The sequence below is a fragment of the Anaeromyxobacter sp. PSR-1 genome (assembly GCF_000964525.1).
Taxonomy (GTDB): Bacteria; Myxococcota; Myxococcia; order Myxococcales; family Anaeromyxobacteraceae; genus Anaeromyxobacter.
The window spans coordinates 1-13,276 of record NZ_BAZG01000018.1; the positions used below are offsets into that span (position 1 = coordinate 1).

Below are 13,276 nucleotides of genomic sequence, written 5' to 3' on the forward strand. Positions count from 1 at the left end.
CATGTGGCAGGCGGTCTTCCTCATCGTCCCTCGATCCGTCGGGTCCCAGACCGGGAACAGTTCCCAGTCGTCATCGGCAGTCCGGACGCTGCCCCCGTTGTTCTTGATGAGCCGATTCCGCAGCGCTACCGGGAGCGATCTTCCAAGCCGAGTCTCGGCCTCTCGAATCAGCGACTCTGCTGCGGGATACGCCATGTCGCGATCCTACACCGGCCCTTCGTCAAGGCGTGGCTCGTCGGCCGGTTGCGACACGTGCCACGCAGCGAGCCGATTCACGCCTGTCGAGACTTGCCTGGACTCGCCCGAGCGTCGGCCGCGTGCCCGAAGGCGCGCCGGCAGGAATCACGGCTCGGCGACGACTCACGCGCGCCCGTACACCGGGAGCACCGCGCCACTCACGTCCCGCGCCGCATCCGACAGCAGAAACTCGATGACGGCCGAGAGCGACCCGGGCTCGACCCAGCGCGAGGGGTCGGCGTCGGGCATGGCGCTGCGGTTCGCGGGCGTGTCGATCGTGCTCGGCAGGACGGCGTTCACGCGCACGCCGGCTTCCCGGACCTCGGCGGCGACGACGCGCGCGAGCGCGACCACCGCGCTCTTCGCGACCGTGTAGCCCGCCGCGCCGGTCCCCGACCACGGGCGCTCCACGTTTCGCGAGCCGACCACCACCACGCTGCCGGCGCGCCGCGCCACGAGGCGCGGCATCAGCGCGCGCAGGGCGCGCTGGGCCGACTCGAGGTTCTCGTCCAGCATGCTGCGCCAGGTGCCCTCGTCGGGATCCTCGTGGAAGGGCCGGCCGCCGCGCCAGCCGCCCGCGACCAGCGCCGCGCCGGAGACGGCGCCGAGGCGTGGCTCGACGGCGCCCAGGATCGCGTCCCACGCCGGCGTCGAGTCGGCCTCGAGGGAGAACCCGGCGAACGACGCGCCGAGCTCCTTCTCGAGCGCGCGCAGGCGCTCCTCGTGGCGGCGGAGCCCGACGCCGGCCACGCGGTAGCCGCGTGCTACGAGGTGCGTGGAGAGGGCACTTCCGAGCGCTCCGACCGCTCCGGAGACCACGATGACGGGGGCCATGCAGTCCCCTGTAACGGCCGGACGCTCGCACGGCAGCGCCGCCGTTTTCGAAGTGGGGCAGCCGAGACACGGGACGGCGCGGTGGACCGCGAGCCCCGCCCTGACGGGCCAGACGCGGTGGGGCCCGGGTGCCGCGGCTCCGCCCGGGAAGCCAGACCGCGCTACGATGTCGCGCATGGCCCTCACCGCCGGAGCGCACGCGCGGCCGACTCCCGCCCACGCCGACAAGGTCCTCGACCTCATCGACGTGGCCCGCGCGCTCGCGATCGCCCCGGACGTCGAGGGGGTCGGCCGCATCGTCAAGATCGCTGCCCGGAGGCTGCTCGGCGCCGACGGCGTGACCTTCGTCCTGCGCGAGGGCGACCTGGTCCGCTACGCGGACGAGGACGCCATCTCGCCCCTCTGGAAGGGCACTGCGTTCCCGGCGAGCGCCTGCGTCTCGGGCTGGGCGATGGATCACCGGGAGACCGTGGTGATCGAGGACGTGTACGCCGATCCCCGCGTTCCGTACGACGCGTACCGGCCCACCTTCGTGAAGAGCATGCTGATGGTGCCGGTCCTCGCGGCGCAGCCCGTCGCGGCCATCGGCGCCTACTGGGCGGTGCGCCACGCCGCGACCCCCCGGGAGTCCGCCCTGCTCGAGGCGATCGCCGGGTTCGCCGCGGCGGCCCTCGAGCGCGCGAAGCTCGAGCGTGAGCTCCGCTCCGCAGTCGCCCTGCGTGACGAGCTGCTCGGCCTCGCCGCGCACGAGCTCCGGACGCCGCTCACCGTCCTCAACCTGGCCGTGAGCGGCGTGACGCGCGCGCTGGAGACGGCCGACGTCGAGGGCGCGCGCCGCTCGACCGAGCGCCTCCAGCGGGGAGCCGAGCGGCTCGCCCGCCTGGTCGAGATGCTGCTCGACTCGACGCGCCTCGCGCAGCTGGAGATCCCGCTGGTCCGCGAGCGGGTCGAGCTGGGTGCCCTCGTCGCGCGGGTGGTCGCCCGGCTCGCGAGCGCCGAGCGCGTCCGGATCGAGGCGGAGCCCGGGCTCGTCGGTGGATGGGATCGGGCCCGCCTCGAGCAGATCGTGGCGAACCTGGTGGGGAACGCGCTCAAGTTCGGCGAGGACAAGCCGGTGCACGTCTCGGTGTCGTCCCACGGCGGCCTCGCGCGCCTGGTCGTCGCGGACCAGGGCGCCGGGATCGCGGAGGAGGATCGGACGCGGATCTTCCAGCGCTTCGAGCGCGGCGCGGCGGCCCGAGGCGTCGGCGGGCTCGGGCTCGGGCTCTGGATCGTCCGTCAGAACGTGGAGGCGCACGGCGGGGAGATCCACGTCGAGAGCCGCCGGGGAGCCGGCACGCGCTTCACGGTCGAGCTGCCGCTCTCGGCGTGAAGCGCGCCTCGTCGTAGAATCCCGCCGTGCCCGACCTCGCGCAGCCGAGCATCCCCCGCCGCATCGCGTTCGTGGCGGCATGGGTCGGGCTCGTCGCGAGCGCGGCCGTCCCCTGGCCAGCTCAGTCGTGGTCGTGGGCCGACGGCCGCCCGCCGGGCTCGCGGCGGAAGACCTCCGGGCCGACGCCGAAGTAGCGCAGCAGGCGCACCTGGTGCATCCCGAGCCCGGTCAGCCTGAGCTCGACGCCGGCGGCGACGACGAGGGCCCGGGCCAGGACCGCGATCCCGAAGTCGTTGAACCGGCGCGCGCGCGAGAAGTCGACCAGCACCCGGTCGCCCGAGCGCATGGTGCGCAGCGAGTGCTCGAGGAGCCTCGCCGCGGGCAGGTCGAACGTGCCCTCGAGCCGGACGATCGTGACTGGACGTTCGCGCTCCGATGGCATGGCTGCCTCCCCGCTGGGCGGCCTCAGGATAGCGCGGAATGCGACATGTCCCTACGTCTGTATCTCTCCTGTCGTCCTCGTCTCGAACGGCCCGGCACACGGGTTCTCGCCGCGCGGCGCTCACGGCGCGGCCGCCTTCGCCGCGCCGCACGGCGAGCGGAGCCCGAGCGCGGCGACGTCGATCGCGTACACGTCGCGGAGCCCGTTGCCGGGGCGCGAGAGGCGCCCGATGAGGGCCCCGAGGTCGAGCGCGGTGGCCGGCACCGTCCACGTGCTCCGGTTGCTCGTGAAGTACAGCGTGCGCCCGTCGGTCGACAGCCGCGGCCCGAACTCCCAGCCCTTCGAGTTCACGCCGGCGCCGAGCGGCTCGGGCTCGGTCCAGCCGCCGTCGCAGGCGTAGCTCGCGTAGAGGTCGTACTCGCCGGCGCCGCCCGGGCGCCCCTTCGCGGCGAAGACGAGCGTGCGGCCGTCGGGGAAGGCGTACGCCTCGATCTCCTGGTCGGGCCCGTTGACGGGCGCGCCGAGGTTCTCGGGCGGTCCGAACCGATCGCCGAGCCACCGGGCGCGCCACAGGTCCGACTTCCCGTGGCCCCCGGGCCGATCCGAGCCGAAGTAGATCGTGCCGTCGTCGGTCAGCACCGGGAACCACTCGTCGCCGGGGCTGGAGAGCTCGGCCACGTGACGCGGCGGGCCCCAGCCCGCGCCGGCGCGCTCCATCACCCAGATCTCCGTGTCCGGTCGCGCCTCGGTCCCGGACGCAGACAGGGGCCGGTTCGAGACGAAGAACAGCCGGCGGCCGTCGCGCGTGACGAACACGTCGGCGTCGCCGAAGCGGCCGCTGAACGGGGCCACCCGCGGAGCCGACCAGCGCCGGCCCTCGCGCCGGCTGACGAGGACGGTCCAGTGCGCGAAGTCGGGCGTGCTGCGCACGAAGTACATCGTGCGCCCGTCGGGCGTGAACGCGACGTGGGCGTCGTCGAGGCCGGTCGAGACGACGCCCTCGGCGAACAGCGCAGGGCCGGCGGGCGAGGCGAGGCAGGGGAGCAGCACGGCCGCGAGGGCCGGGACGAGGCGAGGCGTCATTCCTCCGACGCTAGGAGGGCCTCGCTCACCGCGCTTCCAGGAACGTGCGGTCCTGCTCGAGCCGCGCCCGGACGAGGCGACGCAGCGCGCTGGGCGGTGCCCCGAGCACGTCGCGGAAGGAGTCGGTGAGGTGGCTGTGGTGCGCGAAGCCGACGCGGACCGCGAGCGCGCCGAGGTCGTCCTCGCCGGCGGCGATCCGCGCCAGCGCCTCCAGCACCCGGGCGCGGCGCCGCCACGCGCGGACGCTGAGGCCGGTCGCGGCGCGGAACGTCCTCATCAGCCGGAACGGCGAGGCGCCGAGCGCCGCGGCGACCTCGGTCAGGGCGAGGTTCCGGCCGAGGTCGGCGTGGAGCCGCGCTCTGGCGCCGTCCACGAGCCGCCGGTCGCGGCGCGAGAGCCGCGGAGGGAAGGCGGCGTGGCGGGCCAGCTCGGCGAGAAGCCCGAGCACCGCCTCCTCCGCCGCGAGCGCGTCGAGGGTGCCACGCGTGAGGGCGCCGATCAGCCGGTGGTGCCGGAGCTGCGCCGCGGGCGCGACCGCCCAGGCCACCGCAGGCGCCCGGCCGAACAGCTCGGGCAAGGTCTCGCCCGGCAGCTCGACCACCGTGACCTCGTCGCCGTCCGGGCCGGGGTGGCTGACCCGGTAGCTCGCCGGCTCGAGGTGAAGCAGCGCCGTGGTCGCGTCGCCGAGGAACGCGCGCACGCCGAGGTGGTACGTGAAGGCGCCGCGCCGGAGCAGCGCGAGGTGCGCCGGCTCCGCGCCGCGCTCGGCGGACGGGCCGGAGCGCGGGGATCCGCAGCGCAGGTCCGTCACGCGGACGGCGGGCGAGTCGAGCAGCAGCCGGGCGGTGGCCACCGGCGAGATCTAAGGCGCGCCGCCGGGGACGTCACCCCGTTCGCGGTCGGGGGCCGCGCCCACCATCTCCGCAGCGAACTCGTGCGGGTGCCGGGACCACGCCCGGCACAGCTCGCGCGCGGCCGCGGCGGGGGAGGGCGTGTCGCCCGGGATCCGCTCGCAGCGCGGGGTCAGGAGCAGCACCCGATCTCCGCGCACCTCCGCGAAGCCACCCGCCAGCGCGAGGTACGTCGTCTCGCCACCCTTGCGGTAGCGCACGGGCGCGATGGGCATGCGGACCAGCACGGGGGCGTGCAGCGGCAGGATCGCGAGCTCGCTCCCGAGCTCGAACCGGCGCTCGCGGCGGCGGAGGACGACCGCGTCCACGTCGCGCTCGGCGAGGGCGATGCCGTCGGGCGTGACGACCTCCAGCGCGAGCGTGCGAGCGCTCATCGGACCTCCACGCCGCCGCCCTGCGGTGGCGCCTCGGCGGAGGGCCCCTTCAGCCTCCCGGCGGCCTCCAGCGCCTCGCCGATCGTCCCCACCATGAAGAACGCCTGCTCGGGCACCTCGTCGTGCCGCCCCTCCACGATCTCCCTGAACCCGCGGAGGGTCTCCGCGAGCGGCACGTAGCGCCCGGGGATCGCGGTGTAGGCCTCGGCCACGTGGAAGGGCTGCGACAGGAACCGCCGCAGGCGCCGGGCGCGCCGGACCACGATCTTGTCCTCGTCGGAGAGCTCCTCGACGCCCAGGATGGCGATGAGGTCCTGCAGCGCGCCGTACCGCTGCAGGTAGGAGCGGACCTTCCCGGCGACCTCGGCGTGCTCGGGGCCCACGACGGCGGGCAGCAGGACGTTCGAGGACGACTGGAGCGGATCGACCGCCGGGTAGAGCCCCTGCGCGGCGATGCGGCGGGAGAGGACGACGGTCGCGTCGAGGTGCGCGAAGACGGAGGCAGGGCCCGGGTCCGCGAGGTCGTCCGCGGGGACGTACACCGCCTGGATCGAGGTGATGGCGCCGTCGCGGGTCGAGGCGATGCGCTCCTGGAGCCGGCCCATCTCGGTGAACAGCGTGGGCTGGTAGCCGACCTCGGACGGGACCCGCGCGCGCAGGATCGACACCTCCAGGCCGGCCTGCACGTACCGGTAGACGTTGTCGAAGAACAGCAGGACGTCCTGCTTCCGCTCGTCGCGGAAGTGCTCGGCCATGGTGAGCGCCGAGAGCGCGACGCGGAACCGCGTGCCGGGCGGCTCGCTCATGCGCCCGAAGACCAGCACCGACCGCTCCAGGACCCCCGACCGCCGCATCTCCAGCCAGAGGTCGTTCGCCTCGCGCGTGCGCTCGCCCACGCCGGCGAACACGGAGACGCCGCGGTGCTCGACGCCGATGTTCCGGATGAGCTCCATCACCACGACCGTCTTGCCGACGCCGGCCCCGCCGAACAGGGCGATCTTCCCGCCGCGCGGGAACGGCGTGAGGAGGTCGATCGCCTTCACGCCGGTCTCGAGCACCTGCGGGGCGGCCACCAGCCGGGCGTACGGCGTGGGTGGCCGGTGGATGCTCTCGGTCCGAACGGTCCCGGGGAACGGCCGCTCGTCGATGGGCTGGCCGAGCGCGTCGAAGACCCGGCCCAGCGTCTCCGGGCCGACCGGGACGCGGATCGGCCCGCCGGTGTCGAAGACCTCGACGCCGCGGGCGAGCCCGTCGGTGGACCCGAGCGCGATGGTCCGGACGACCCCGCCGCCCAGGAGCTGCACCGCCTCGAGCGGCAGGCCGCGCGCGGCGTCTCCCGCCCGGAGCAGCCCGTCGATGGCCGGCGGCCTCCCGGCGAACGCCACGTCCACCACCGCGCCCAGCACCCGCAGGACCGTGCCGGGGGCGCGCGCCTCCACGAGCCCGCGGCGCAGCCGCGCCAGCGCCTCCTCCACGATCGCCGGCCGGTCGCTCATCGGCTCCCCTCGGCGCCCCCGCCCTGCGCGGCCCCCGGCGCGCCGCCGCCGCGCGCCGCGAACACCGCGCCGAGCAGGTCGATCGTGATCGCCTCGCGCCGCAGCCGGTTGTGCTGCACGCGGTGCTCGTGCAGCGCCGTGTCGGCGCGGGCGGTCGCCTCCTCCATCGTGACCATCCGCGCCCCCTGCTCGCTCGCGTACGACTCCAGCAGCGCGTCGCAGAGCTGGACCCTCAGGTGGATGGCGAGGAGCTCGTCGAGGAGCTCGCGCGCGGAGGGCTCGTAGTCCCAGCGCGCCGGCGCCGGCGCTCCCGCCACGGCGAGGCGCTCGGCGCGCGGGAGCTCGAGCGGCAGCAGGCGCCGGAGCCGCGGGGCCCGGTGGATCGGGGAGTGGAACTCGGTGTACGCGATCCACACCTCGTCCGCCGCGCGCGACCGGAACAGCTCCAGCAGGAGCACGGCGAGCCGCTCCACGTCGCCTGCGCTGGCGCCGCCGCGCTGCCACCCCTCCTCGTGCACGATCTCGGCGCCGCGCCGCGCCAGGTGGCGCTTCCCCTTCGCGCCCTTCACCACGAACCGCACCCGCTGGCCCGCGCGCTCCCGCGTGCGCCGGAAGTCGTCGGCGAGCCGGCAGATCTCGAGGTTGTAGCCGCCGCACATGCCGCGGTCCGCGGTGAGCAGGAGGAGCGCCGCGGCCTGCACCGGCGTGCGCTCGAGCAGCGCGTCCGCGAACGCGCCCTCCCCGCTGCGCGCGGCGGCCGCCAGCGTCGCCTCCTGGGCCCACAGGACCTCCCGCAGCCGAGCCGCGTACGCGCGCAGGCCGGCCGCGCGCCGGCGCGTGAGCGCGAGCTTCGCCGCCGCCACGGTGGCCAGGGTCCGGGTGACGGCCTGGATGTTCTCCACCGCGCGGATGCGGCTCCGCAGCTCGAGCAGCTTGCCCATCACCGCCCCCCTTCGGCCGCGCCGCCGGCCGGCGGCGTGAACGCGGCGTTGAAGGCACCGAGCGCGTCGCGCAGCCGCTCCTCGACGGCGAGGGCGAGGTCGCCGGTCTCGCGGATGCGCGCCAGCACCTCTGGGTGCCGAGCCTCCATGAACCGGTGCAGGGCCTCCTCGTAGGCGGGGATGCGCTCCAGGGGGACGTCGTCGGCGAAGCCGTTCACGGCGGCGTACAGGGTCACGACCTCCTTCTCGAGCGGCAGCGGCGCGTGGGCGGGCTGCTTCAGCAGCTCGAGCTCGCGCTCCCCGCGCCGCAGCTGCTGCAGCGTGGCCGCGTCCACCTCGGCCCCGAATTTCACGAAGCGCGCCATCTCGCCGTACTGGGCCAGATCCACGCGCAGCCGGCCGGAGACCTTCCGCATCGCGGGGCTCTGGGCCATGCCGCCGACCCGGGAGACCGAGAGGCCGGCGTCCACGGCGGGGCGGAAGCCCTCGTTGAACCGCGTGGCGTCGAGGAAGACCTGGCCGTCGCAGATCGAGACGACGTTCGTCGGGATGAACGCCGAGACGTCGCCGGCCAGGGTCTCGACGATGGGGACCGCGGTGAGGGAGCCGCCGCCGGCGTCGTCGCGCAGCCGCGCCGCGCGCTCCAGCAGGCGCGAGTGGACGTGGAACACGTCGCCGGGATACGCCTCGCGGCCGATGGGGCGCTGCAGGAGCGCAGAGATCTCTCGGTAGGTGACGGCGTGCTTGGACAGGTCGTCGAAGACCACCAGCGCGTGCCGGCCCTGCGCCATGTGCTCCTCGGCGATGGCGCACGCGGCGTACGGGGCCACGTAGCGGAAGGCGGGCGGCTCGCCGGCGCACGCGGCCAGCACCGTGGTGTACGCCATGGCGCCCCGCTCCTGCAGGAGCGCCACGGTCCGCGCCACCGCGGAGGCCCGCTGCCCGATGGCGGCGTAGACGCAGGCGACGTCCGCGCCCCGCTGGCTCAGGATGACGTCGAGCGCGGTGGTCGTCTTGCCGATGCCGCGATCGCCCAGCACGAGCTCGCGCTGGCCTCGCCCGAGCGGCACGAGCGCGTCGAGGATCTTGATGCCGGTGTGGAGCGACTCGCACACCGGGCGGCGCTCGACCACGCCAGGGGAGGGCCGCTCGATGGGGCGCTCCCGCCCGGTCCGGATCGGGCCCTTGCCGTCGATGGGCCGGCCGAGCGCGTCCACCACCCTCCCGACCAGCGCGTCGCCCACCGGGACGTGCAGCTGCCGCCCGGTGCGGACCACCCCGCTCCCCTCGGCGATGGGGCGCTCCGCGCCGAGCAGCAGGCACCCGACCGCGTCGTCGAGCAGGCTGAACGCGATCCCGTCCACGCCGCCCTCGAACCGGACCACCTCCTGCGCGCCCACCCGCTCCAGGCCGCGCACCGTCGCGACGCCGTCGCCGACCTGCACCACCGTGCCGCGATCGGCCGCGTCCTCCAGCCGGAGCCCGGCGACGGCCCCCTCGACCGCGTCCCCGACCCGGCGGCGGGCGTCCGCCAGCGTCGCCTCCGCCTCCGCGGGGCGCGCCGCGAGCGCGCGTTCCACGTCGTCGAGCAGCGCGCGGCCCACGTCGAGGTCGAGGCGCGTGCCGCGGCCGAGCAGGAGCGACGCGCCTGCCGCGAGCCGCGGGTCCACGCGGAGCTCGACGGCGACGGGCACGCCGGCGGCCGCCGAGAGCGTCTCGCGCACCCGCTCCAGCAGGGCGGGGGAGATGGGGAACCGGCACTCCAGGACCGCGCGTGGATAGGGCATCCCGTGGAGCGCCTGGCGCAGCCGGCTCGCCAGCGCGGCGGCCCCCTGGCGCCGTTCGCCGCTCACGTTCCCGCCCCCGGCTCCCGGAGCCCGCGCTCGAGCTCCTCCAGTCCGGCCACGATGGCCTTCTGCGTGAGCGCGCGCCGCTCGGCGTCGGTGAGGACCTCGTCGAGGTACCGGCGCGCCGTCGCGGTGGTGAGCCGGACCAGGCGCTCCGACGCCTCGGCCCGCGCGGCTTGCTGCTCGCGCTCGAGCGTCTCGCTCGCCTGGCGGATCAGCAGGGCCGCCTCCGCCTCGACCGCGGCGTCCGCCGCCTGGCGCGCCTTCCCGGCCTCCTCCCGCGCGCTCGCCACGAGCCGCGCCGCCTCCTGCTCCGCCCGGACCACCACGTCGCGCGCCTCCGCGTGCAGCGCGCCCACCTCCTGCTCCGCGCGGTCCGCCTCCGCCAGCGCCGACGCGATGCCCTCGCGGCGGGCCTCGAGCCGCCTGGACGCGAAGCGCCGCACCGCCCACGCGAGCGCCGCGATGAGGACGAGCGCCTGCCCGGCCTCGACCGCGAACGTGGCCGGATGCGCCGTCACCTCGTCGAGGGCTGCCTGGAGGAGCGCGCCCATCCGTCACCTGACCTCCTGCGCCGCGAGCGCGCCGTCCACGAGGAACCGCACCGCCCGCTCGTCCACCGGCCCGGCGACCCGCGCCAGCACCTGCCCGACGCAGGCGCGCAGGTCCTCCGCGAGCCGCGCCTGCTCCTCGCGGCGAAGCGCCGCCACCTCCTCCCGGCCCCGCGCGAGCGACGCGTCCGCGTCCGCGCCGGCGCGCGCGAGCCGCTCCTGCCGGGCGCGGGCGCGCTCCTCGCGGGCGGCGCCGGCGATCCGGTCCGCCTCCGCGCGGGCCTGGGCGAGGAGCTCCTCCGCCCGCCGGCGGGCCGCGGCGAGCGCCGCCTCCGCCTCCGCGCGCTTCGCGCGGGCCGCCTCGATGCGGGCGGCGCGGCGCTCCATGACGTCGATGAGCGGCAGCATGCAGGTCCGGCGCAGCACGGCGAGCGTCGCCGCGAAGATCAGGACGACCGCGGCGACGGTCCTGAGGTCGAGCTGGGCGAACGGATCGAGCACCATCGGGAGCCCCGGCGCCCGCGCGGTGCGCGGGCTAGATCTTGGCCGCCACCATGAGCGCGATCACGAGGCAGTAGATGACGAGCGCCTCGACGAGCGCCATGCTCACGAGCATCGTGGTGAACAGCTGCTGGGCGATCTCCGGCTGGCGGGTCATGCCCTCGAGGGCGGTGCTCGAGATCTTGCGCATCGCGAGCGAGGCGGCGACCGCGGGCGGGACGAGCGTCAGCGTGGGGACGAAGACGAGCAGGATCTCTTTCATGGGCGTGCTCGCGTCGGACCTCGGGTGAAGGGGTGCGGCATCACGCGCTCCGTTCCGTTCCGGCCCCCGCCGCGCGGTGGCCCTGCAGCGCGATCGCCAGCGCGTTGGCGGTGAGGAGCGTGAAGACGAGCGGCTGGATGGCGACCGGGAAGAGGCCGAGCGCGTGGACCAGGAGCGGGGCGCCCCAGGGGACCGCCTGCGTGACCAGCGCGCCGACGATGAGCTCGCCGCCGATGTTCCCGTAGAGCCGCAGCGAGAGCGAGAGCGCGTGGCTCACCTCGGTGACGAGCTGCAGCGGGTTCGGCCAGACGAGGTGCAGCAGCCCCGCCTTCGGACCCCGCAGCCGCACGTCGATCACGAGGACGCCGACCACCGAGACGAGCGCGAGCGCGAGGGTCGCGCCGTAGTAGGAGGTCGGCGGGATGCGGAGGAGCGGGACCGGCAGGAGCGCGAGCAGGTTGCTGAGGAGGATCAGGAGGAACAGCGTCGCGAGGAACGGCGCGATGAGCCGGACGCCGTCCGGGTGGAGCCGGCGGGCCTGGCCGACGAACCAGTCGAGGACGGCCTCGGCTGCGTTCTGGACGCCGCCCGGGAGCTCCCGCGGCGCGCGGGCGGTCGCGAGCTTGCCGAGCGCGAGCAGCACGGCCGCTACGATCAGGAAGTTCCCGACGACGATGGCCGGCAGGTGAGGCCCGAGCGCGGGGGTCATCCGGAGCCCCCCGGCGGCTTGCCGCCGAACATCTCGTCCCGGAGCTTCAGCATGTCGCGGATCGCGAGGGCGAAGCCGACGATGATCCCGGCGGCGAGCATGAGCGGGAAGGTGTGCCACCAGCGGTCCAGCCCGTAGCCGATGAGCGCGCCGGCGAGCGAGTAGCTCGGGATGAGCGACCAGATGGCGACGAGCTTGAGCGGCCGGAGCGGGCTCACGGCGCCTCCTGCGCTGCCGGTGCGCCCGCGGTGGCCTCCGCGCGTGGAAGGCGCGGCCGCCCCGCGCCAGGCCGTCGCGGCGAGGGTCCCCCCCTGGCACCGCCGCGGCCGCGTCACGGCTCGCTCCTCATCTTGGGCGCGCGGATCGGGGGTCGGGCGCTTCCTTCAGGGGCGCAGCCGATTGTCGCGCCGCGGGGCGCGGCGGCGGCGCGCACGCCGGCGTCCTTGCGCCGCGCGCGCTCGCGGCGGTCGCACGGCCCCGAAGGCCACGCCGGGCCGCCGGCGACGGTGGTGTGCTGGGGCGGTCTCTCCCCGGAGGTCGCCATGCTCCCAGGCCTCGCGCGCCGGCTCCTCGTGCTTGCGTTGCTCGCGCCCGGTCCCGGCGCGGCCGCGGCTCCCGCGGTCCCCCTGCCGCCGCCGCACAGGGAGGGGCGCCTCGGCGTGGAGGCGGCCCTGGCGTCGCGGCGCTCGGTGCGCGCATTCACCGCCGAGCCGCTCACGCTCGCCGAGGTCGGCCAGCTCCTGTGGGCGGCGCAGGGCGTGACCGGGCCCGAGGGGCAGCGCGCGGCGCCGTCGGCCCGGCGGCAGTATCCGCTGGAGATCGCGGTGGTGGCGCAGCACGTCGACGGGCTCCCGCCCGGCGCGTATCGCTACCTGCCCGCGCGCCACGCGCTCGAGCCGCTCGCGAGCGCGAAGCAGGGCGAGCGGCTCCTGACCCGCGCCACCGACCAGGAGCAGGTCCACGCCGCGCCGGCGGTGTTCGTGGTCGCGGCGGTGTACGAGCGGATGGACGCGGGCCCGCGGGCGCGCACCTGGAGCGACTGGGAGGCTGGCGCGGCGACCGAGAACCTCCTCCTTCAGGCCGTCGCGCTCAGGCTCGGCGCCGTGGTGGTCGGCGGCATGGAGCCGGCCGCGGTCCGGAAGGCGCTCCACCTGAGCGAGCGCGAGCAGGTCATCGTGCTCGTCCCGGTCGGTCATCCGGCGCCCTGAGCGCCTGGACCCGGCGCGCCCGTGTCCGGCCGCGGGGTACGTTCGATCGCGGGGGAGGGACGATGAAGCGGGACGCTCCTGGCGAGAGGGTACGGTCGGCGCCGCATCCGATCCAGGTGCGCCGGGCGTTCGGCGAGGACCCGGCGAACCGACCGGAGTTCTGCGAGGTCGTCTCCTTCGGCGAAGGCGGGCTCCTCGTCCGCCTGCTGGCGGACCGTACGACGCGCACCGTCACCGTCCCGGAGCCCGACGGGCTGCGGGAGGTGCTCGGGCGCGGCGACGTCTGCCGGTGGCGGGGCGGCGGTGCGCTCGCGGCGCTGAGCCTTCCGTACGGGCTGCTCGCCATCGCCGTCGGCCCGAGCGCGGCCCCGGACCGGGTCGAGCTGAACTACGGCATCGTGCGCGTCGAGGACGCCGTCGCGGTGGAGATGCCGGGCGACGCGCCCGGACAACCGAGCTGGTACCTCTTCGCGGTGGCGGACGCCGAGACCGCGGGGTGACGCCGAGG

Annotated in this window: 17 protein-coding genes; 3 read left to right on the forward strand and 14 right to left on the reverse strand. The window is 75.8% G+C overall.

From position 1 onward, the window contains the following. Window positions 1-195: SMI1/KNR4 family protein (locus PSR1_RS24410; protein WP_237757822.1), on the reverse strand; the 195-nt coding region annotated here is incomplete at its 3' end. Window positions 196-360: 165 nt separating this feature from the next. Next, window positions 361-1,071: an SDR family oxidoreductase gene (locus PSR1_RS05170; protein WP_059436561.1), complete on the reverse strand. Its 711-nt coding sequence runs from the start codon at window positions 1,069-1,071 to the stop codon at window positions 361-363. A 175-nt stretch (window positions 1,072-1,246) separates the two neighbouring features. On the opposite strand from PSR1_RS05170, the gene PSR1_RS05175 reads away from it, so the two are divergent. Continuing rightward, window positions 1,247-2,443 carry an ATP-binding protein gene (locus PSR1_RS05175; RefSeq protein WP_237757823.1) on the forward strand — a complete coding sequence of 399 codons (1,197 nt, stop codon included), beginning with the start codon at window positions 1,247-1,249 and terminating at the stop codon, window positions 2,441-2,443. A gap of 121 nt (window positions 2,444-2,564) precedes the next feature. On the opposite strand, the gene PSR1_RS05180 is transcribed toward PSR1_RS05175, so the two are convergent. From PSR1_RS05180 to PSR1_RS05235, 12 genes are all read right to left on the reverse strand, one after another. Then, window positions 2,565-2,885: an STAS domain-containing protein gene (locus PSR1_RS05180; RefSeq protein ID WP_059436563.1), complete on the reverse strand. Its 321-nt coding sequence runs from the start codon at window positions 2,883-2,885 to the stop codon at window positions 2,565-2,567. A 120-nt stretch (window positions 2,886-3,005) separates the two neighbouring features. Further along, window positions 3,006-3,968 (reverse strand): PD40 domain-containing protein, encoded by a 963-nt coding sequence (locus PSR1_RS05185; RefSeq protein WP_059436564.1) that lies wholly within the window; start codon window positions 3,966-3,968, stop codon window positions 3,006-3,008. Window positions 3,969-3,993: 25 nt separating this feature from the next. Beyond that, entirely contained in the window at window positions 3,994-4,821 is an 828-nt protein-coding gene (locus tag PSR1_RS05190; RefSeq protein WP_059436565.1) for an AraC family transcriptional regulator, read from the reverse strand. 9 nt (window positions 4,822-4,830) lie between these two features. Continuing rightward, the gene (locus PSR1_RS05195; RefSeq protein WP_059436566.1) at window positions 4,831-5,253 is read right to left on the reverse strand and encodes a hypothetical protein; all 423 of its coding nucleotides are present in this window, start codon (window positions 5,251-5,253) and stop codon (window positions 4,831-4,833) included. Then, the gene (gene atpD, locus PSR1_RS05200; protein WP_059436602.1) at window positions 5,250-6,692 is read right to left on the reverse strand and encodes a F0F1 ATP synthase subunit beta; all 1,443 of its coding nucleotides are present in this window, start codon (window positions 6,690-6,692) and stop codon (window positions 5,250-5,252) included. The genes PSR1_RS05195 and atpD overlap by 4 nt, the downstream gene beginning before the upstream one ends. A gap of 53 nt (window positions 6,693-6,745) precedes the next feature. Then, window positions 6,746-7,690 (reverse strand): F0F1 ATP synthase subunit gamma, encoded by a 945-nt coding sequence (locus tag PSR1_RS05205; RefSeq protein WP_059436567.1) that lies wholly within the window; start codon window positions 7,688-7,690, stop codon window positions 6,746-6,748. After that, window positions 7,690-9,543, reverse strand: a complete 1,854-nt coding sequence (atpA, locus tag PSR1_RS05210; RefSeq protein WP_202813223.1) for a F0F1 ATP synthase subunit alpha — start codon at window positions 9,541-9,543, stop codon at window positions 7,690-7,692. Before atpA ends, PSR1_RS05205 begins: the two co-directional genes overlap by 1 nt. Beyond that, window positions 9,540-10,091: an ATP synthase F0 subunit B gene (locus tag PSR1_RS05215; RefSeq protein ID WP_059436568.1), complete on the reverse strand. Its 552-nt coding sequence runs from the start codon at window positions 10,089-10,091 to the stop codon at window positions 9,540-9,542. Before PSR1_RS05215 ends, atpA begins: the two co-directional genes overlap by 4 nt. A 3-nt stretch (window positions 10,092-10,094) precedes the next feature. After that, window positions 10,095-10,592: a hypothetical protein gene (locus PSR1_RS05220; RefSeq protein ID WP_059436569.1), complete on the reverse strand. Its 498-nt coding sequence runs from the start codon at window positions 10,590-10,592 to the stop codon at window positions 10,095-10,097. A gap of 31 nt (window positions 10,593-10,623) precedes the next feature. Further along, window positions 10,624-10,851 (reverse strand): ATP synthase F0 subunit C, encoded by a 228-nt coding sequence (gene atpE, locus PSR1_RS05225; protein ID WP_059436570.1) that lies wholly within the window; start codon window positions 10,849-10,851, stop codon window positions 10,624-10,626. 40 nt (window positions 10,852-10,891) lie between these two features. After that, the gene (locus tag PSR1_RS05230; protein ID WP_059436571.1) at window positions 10,892-11,560 is read right to left on the reverse strand and encodes a F0F1 ATP synthase subunit A; all 669 of its coding nucleotides are present in this window, start codon (window positions 11,558-11,560) and stop codon (window positions 10,892-10,894) included. Further along, on the reverse strand, window positions 11,557-11,778 hold the full coding sequence (locus PSR1_RS05235; RefSeq protein ID WP_059436572.1) for an AtpZ/AtpI family protein: 222 nt from the start codon (window positions 11,776-11,778) through the stop codon (window positions 11,557-11,559). Before PSR1_RS05235 ends, PSR1_RS05230 begins: the two co-directional genes overlap by 4 nt. 324 nt (window positions 11,779-12,102) lie before the next feature. On the opposite strand from PSR1_RS05235, the gene PSR1_RS05240 reads away from it, so the two are divergent. Next, window positions 12,103-12,768, forward strand: coding sequence for a SagB/ThcOx family dehydrogenase (locus PSR1_RS05240; protein WP_059436573.1), 666 nt, complete (start codon window positions 12,103-12,105; stop codon window positions 12,766-12,768). Between the two features lie 62 nt (window positions 12,769-12,830). Then, complete coding sequence (locus tag PSR1_RS05245) at window positions 12,831-13,268, forward strand: hypothetical protein (RefSeq protein WP_152643309.1); 438 nt, start codon at window positions 12,831-12,833, stop codon at window positions 13,266-13,268. The last annotated feature ends 8 nt before the right edge of the window (window positions 13,269-13,276 follow it).

Excerpts from the sequence above, each read along its gene's own strand:
- PSR1_RS05170 (WP_059436561.1), bottom strand. The coding sequence starts at position 1,071 with ATGGCCCCCGTCATCGTGGTCTCCGGAGCGGTCGGAGCGCTCGGAAGT.
- PSR1_RS05175 (WP_237757823.1), top strand. The coding sequence starts at position 1,247 with ATGGCCCTCACCGCCGGAGCGCACGCGCGGCCGACTCCCGCCCACGCC.
- PSR1_RS05180 (WP_059436563.1), bottom strand. The coding sequence starts at position 2,885 with ATGCCATCGGAGCGCGAACGTCCAGTCACGATCGTCCGGCTCGAGGGC.
- PSR1_RS05185 (WP_059436564.1), bottom strand. The coding sequence starts at position 3,968 with ATGACGCCTCGCCTCGTCCCGGCCCTCGCGGCCGTGCTGCTCCCCTGC.
- PSR1_RS05195 (WP_059436566.1), bottom strand. The coding sequence starts at position 5,253 with ATGAGCGCTCGCACGCTCGCGCTGGAGGTCGTCACGCCCGACGGCATC.
- PSR1_RS05205 (WP_059436567.1), bottom strand. The coding sequence starts at position 7,690 with ATGGGCAAGCTGCTCGAGCTGCGGAGCCGCATCCGCGCGGTGGAGAAC.
- PSR1_RS05215 (WP_059436568.1), bottom strand. The coding sequence starts at position 10,091 with ATGGGCGCGCTCCTCCAGGCAGCCCTCGACGAGGTGACGGCGCATCCG.
- PSR1_RS05220 (WP_059436569.1), bottom strand. The coding sequence starts at position 10,592 with ATGGTGCTCGATCCGTTCGCCCAGCTCGACCTCAGGACCGTCGCCGCG.
- atpE (WP_059436570.1), bottom strand. The coding sequence starts at position 10,851 with ATGAAAGAGATCCTGCTCGTCTTCGTCCCCACGCTGACGCTCGTCCCG.
- PSR1_RS05230 (WP_059436571.1), bottom strand. The coding sequence starts at position 11,560 with ATGACCCCCGCGCTCGGGCCTCACCTGCCGGCCATCGTCGTCGGGAAC.
- PSR1_RS05240 (WP_059436573.1), top strand. The coding sequence starts at position 12,103 with ATGCTCCCAGGCCTCGCGCGCCGGCTCCTCGTGCTTGCGTTGCTCGCG.
- PSR1_RS05245 (WP_152643309.1), top strand. The coding sequence starts at position 12,831 with ATGAAGCGGGACGCTCCTGGCGAGAGGGTACGGTCGGCGCCGCATCCG.